General features: G+C 61.7%; 2 protein-coding genes and 1 pseudogene. All 3 read right to left on the reverse strand.

From position 1 onward, the window contains the following. Positions 1–279: hypothetical protein (locus ELR45_RS19050; protein ID WP_165367918.1), on the reverse strand; the 279-nt coding region annotated here is incomplete at its 3' end. A gap of 29 nt (positions 280–308) precedes the next feature. Further along, a complete protein-coding gene (locus ELR45_RS19055; protein WP_129667802.1) occupies positions 309–1,973 on the reverse strand; it encodes an InlB B-repeat-containing protein in 1,665 nt (554 codons plus the stop codon). 305 nt (positions 1,974–2,278) lie between these two features. After that, positions 2,279–2,926 (reverse strand): annotated as a pseudogene (locus ELR45_RS19060) (hypothetical protein); the annotation flags it as partial.

Genomic DNA, 2,926 nt, shown 5'->3' on the forward strand with positions numbered 1-2,926 from the left:
CGGTTGGGTGACACGTAGCGAGCGGTTGGTGTTCCAGATGTCGTAGTTAGTGCTTGCCGGGACAGCTAGATGCAGCAGTCCGTCACTCACTGACACATCGCCGTCGCCGGCCGGATCCGTGACCGTCCACAGCGCCGTATTCAACCCGCCGGATTCGAAGTCGTCGGAAGAGAAAGCGGAGGTGGTTGCGGCGAATGCCGGTGTGAGACCGCCGAGTGCCGCCACCAGAACAGTGGCCAAACCGATGGCGACAACGGCAACGGCCTTCGTAACTCTCATGCCGTGCTCCCCCTCTTCCGTACGCCGCTTCACGACGGTGTGATCACGATGTCGCCGAATGTGGCGTCGACATGGTGTGCTACAAGAAGGATCGATCCTTCGGTGGGGCCATCGTCCTCGATGACCGTCAGATCCCAGGCTTCTGGTTCCGCTGACCAATCAGGCCACCATTTATAGGTGTACTGAACGCCTTCGGCGACGCTTTCTGCACGCATCTTCATCATGTAAGTGGTGTCGAATTCCCACGAGGAATCTTCGCGCACGTAGGGCGCTCCTTCATTGCCCTCGAGTTCGAATCGTCCGCCCGACTGCCAGCGGTGCCATGCGAATGCTCCGGTGGGAAACCAGTCGACTGCGGGCTCCTCGTCGATTCTGGTTGAATGTCCCGTCCAGTGCATTCCGATACCGACGGCCGGCATGCCGCTTTCCGGCGTGATCTGGTCCGTTGTGATGCCGCGAACAGTCACCGGAACCGTCACTTCGTAATCGGTCCATTCGGAATGGCCGATGGCGATCGCCCTGTCGTAGCCGGCCTCGCGGATGGTCACCCCGTCGTCGTCCGAGGCCCAACGGCCGTCGACGGTCTGTGCGACGTCGGTGACATCATCGACGTCGTTCCACTCGACAGCATGAGGTAGATCAATGGCTTGCACGTCCTTGCGAACAGTAATCGTCTCCGTTGTGGACTCCCCGACGTTGTCCACGGCAGTGAGCGTCACGGAGTTGGTGCCTTGGTGAAGGTCGTCGTATGGGATCTGGATGTTGAAATCGCCTTCGGCGGAAAGGCGCCGGTTGTCAGGGCCCAAGGCCAGATTCACCGAGCGTTGCTCATTGAGCGCGTACGTGACGAAATCGATGCCGTTGTCATCTGTGGCGCGTCCGAGAATGTTCACCCACCGCTGGCTCCGGCCGTTCTGCCCGAACGTCTGGTCGTCTCCGTGCCAGACGTCGATGACCGGTGGGCCTATCGGTTGCTGGGTAAACGTTGCCTCCACCTCAACGTGGTCATCGATGGGCAACACGATGGTCGGGTTGTCGCCCGTCACGTCGCCGCCCCAGTTCGCGAACTCCCAGCCCGGCAAAGCATTCGCTGTGACGACGATCTCTGCGCCGGCCGGATAGCCGTCGGAACGGTAGGGTTGCTGGTCGATGTAACCCTTGCCGATGACACTTGTGGTCAAACGGTGAGCTGATGCGGGTTCTGGCTCGCGATAAGCCTTTGGCAGATTGATGAATCCGGTGGCTTCCGCGGTGAACTCTGAGCCTGCTTCTCCGTTGCTGGCGAACAGACCGATCTCGGTGACATTCATCTGATGCTCCACGCTTCCCGCGTATGTCCAGAGGATGCCGTCGTGCGAGTAGTCAAGCATCCAATGATTGGCCATGCGGGTGACTCGCAGGCCAACCTGTGAGCTCACGGGGATTTCTTGCTGGAGGAGAGTCGACGTTTCTCCGTCCTTGGTCTCCGCAGCGAACAGTCGCAGTTCCGAGCCCGTGTGGTGGGTATCGAACCGCAGCCAGCTGTCCGCTGTGTCCTGGATAACGATGCCCTGGCTCTGGCCCTCACTGTCCGGGATAGACGTGAAGACAGCCTCAACAGCGAAATCTTGATCGTCGACGTTCTGAGTGATACGAAGCGCGTTGTTCTCGCCCCACATGTCGTACTCTTTGTCGGCTGGGACGGTGAGCCGCACGCAGCTCTCTTCGGTTTCGAGCTCAGCTGTATAGACCTCGCCGGCCCCCGCAGGGTCCGTGACGGTCCAGACCGACTCGTCCAGAGACGCGTCGCCGAAGTCGTCCGAGACGGGGGTATCCCCAGCAGGCTCAGGCGAGGTGGGCTTCGTTCGCTCGATGCTGAGTCGTGACTCGTGCGTATGTGGTCGCGCCGCCATGTCGGTCTGTCCGGCGGTGTGCGGGGCCGACCGAAACAGAGTTGCGGCGACAGCCACGGCTGCCGCTGTGAACACGATGGAGATGCACTTCACACAGGGCCTGACGGTCATGATGGCTTTCCTGGTACTCCAACGGCTTCACGGCGTGGCGGGTCGGCTGCCTTGCGGCGGAGTGCGTATGCTCCGGCCTGCCGGATCAAGGTTCTTCTGCGTTGGTACGCCCAACGGGCGACCGGGAGCAGTGTTCTGAGTCGTTCGCGCCGGGGGGCGGAACTGCGGACCGTTGCTCGGAGGTACTCGCGCAATAGACGCCATTGTGGCGCGCTGGCACGGCCGCGCCAGGACGGATCGAACCAGATGTTCCGGTCCCGGGCGTCGGCGTACTTGTGGACCGATCGGTCGGTGTGTTGGCGATGAAGAAAGAGCACCTCAGGCACTTCGTAGAACGTGCCCAGGAGCGCCAGCTCGAGAAAGAGTGTGCGATCCGAGCTGGTGTAGGGGCCGATGCGAGAAGTGGTCATCAACTGCATGCGGCGGGTGAGGCCGAATGACTCCAGGCACGGGGAAGGGTGCAGGATCACCGACGCCACCCGGTCGGACGGCCGGCTGTGTGTTGCGTAGCCAGGGAGGTCGTAGTCGTGTGTCGTCTGGCTGGACTCATCGATGGCGACGGCTTGGGTATAGCACAGCGACACATCCGGACGGGTGTCGAGCACGTCGACACACCGGCCCAAGAACGCCGGCTCCAGCAGGTC

This window comes from Phytoactinopolyspora endophytica (assembly GCF_004138495.1).
GTDB classification, from domain to species: Bacteria; Actinomycetota; Actinomycetes; order Jiangellales; family Jiangellaceae; genus Phytoactinopolyspora; species Phytoactinopolyspora endophytica.